We start from the raw sequence: 1,301 nt of genomic DNA on the forward strand, positions 1-1,301 counted from the left end.
GCCGTCATATGGGAAGACATTGCGTTTCTGCCGCCCATCCTGAACCGAATTCGCTCAACGACGGGCAAGCGTCGGCAGCAGGCGGACGAACGCGACACTGCGGCGAATGCCACAACGGTCAGCACGTGATGCATCGGTCGATATGGGTTGCGGTGCTCGCGGTTGGCTGTGTGTTGTGCTTCGAGCGCACCGGCGGGCTGGATCGGATGGTCGCGCTCACCTCTGCTTCTGCAGAGGACACGCTTTCAGCCTCGTTCTCGATCTGTGGTGAAGACCGCCGCATGAACTGCGTCGTCGACGGCGACACCTTCTGGTTCAAGGGAGAGAAAATCCGGATCGCCGATATCGACACACCCGAACTCAGCCCGCCCCGTTGCACGGTAGAACGGGTCAAGGGCGAGGCGGCCAAAGCACGTATTCTGGTTCTCCTAAACGCTGGCCCATTCTCGATGAGCACGGAATTGCGCGACGAAGACAGGTATGGTCGCAAGCTCAGGACTGTCAGCCGAAAAGGGCAATCGTTTGGCGAGATTCTCGTGGGAGAAGGCCTTGCGCGTCGATGGGACGGTGCGCGTCGAAGCTGGTGCGATAGCTGACCGCAAACCAGGCCGTTCCAATGTTATCATCCGCCGGCATCGCCGGCCATGCGAGATGGATCGTAACCGGGATCGGCCGAAACCGTATGGCGGGTTCGGTGCGCTTGCGCATAGAGCCGTGCGGCGAAGCCGCCTCGCCCAGTTCCCTGTCTGAAATCATCACTGCGATGAATCGGTGACACCGGATCGATTCAGATAAGTCGTTGGACGCTGCTTGCCGAGACAGCGACAATGAGGGCATGGAAGACAAGGAGACATGCCCGGTTCATCTTCACCGCATCGAGACGGCGCAGAACATGCGGCGCTTCTACATGCTGGCGATCCAGCCGACACTGTTCGGCGGGGCTTCGGTCATCCGCAACTGGGGCCGGATCGGATCGGGCGGCCAGACGATGATGCAGACCTTCGATCATGCGGACGATGCGAATACAGCACTCTCCCGTCTCGAACGAACCAAGAGACGACGTGGCTATGGGGACGCGGGCAGCACCGACTAGCCGGTTCAATCGACCGACTTCCTGCATTTCCTGTGGCTTTCGCTGATCTTACGGGCGTTCTTGCCTTTCTGCCCCTTTCCTCGCCACATCTTCGTTGTCAAAGCTGAAGGACCGAAAACCTAAGAGGACCGTCCTTCATGACCACGACCAACGAGATCGCCGACAAGATCGCAGCCGACCAGAACCTCACCAAGGCGCAGGCCAAGAC

Annotated in this window: 2 protein-coding genes and 1 pseudogene; all 3 read left to right on the forward strand. The window is 59.7% G+C overall.

The window, feature by feature from the left end:
• Positions 1-128 precede the first annotated feature (128 nt).
• A complete protein-coding gene (locus RS75_RS24910; protein ID WP_012654903.1) occupies positions 129-596 on the forward strand; it encodes a thermonuclease family protein in 468 nt (155 codons plus the stop codon).
• Positions 597-835: 239 nt separating this feature from the next.
• The gene (locus RS75_RS24915) at positions 836-1,093 is read left to right on the forward strand and encodes a WGR domain-containing protein (RefSeq protein WP_012654902.1); all 258 of its coding nucleotides are present in this window, start codon (positions 836-838) and stop codon (positions 1,091-1,093) included.
• Positions 1,094-1,230: 137 nt separating this feature from the next.
• A pseudogene (locus tag RS75_RS27280) lies at positions 1,231-1,301 on the forward strand (HU family DNA-binding protein); the annotation flags it as partial.

It is taken from the genome of Rhizobium nepotum 39/7 (assembly GCF_000949865.1).
Taxonomy (GTDB): domain Bacteria; phylum Pseudomonadota; class Alphaproteobacteria; order Rhizobiales; family Rhizobiaceae; genus Agrobacterium; species Agrobacterium nepotum.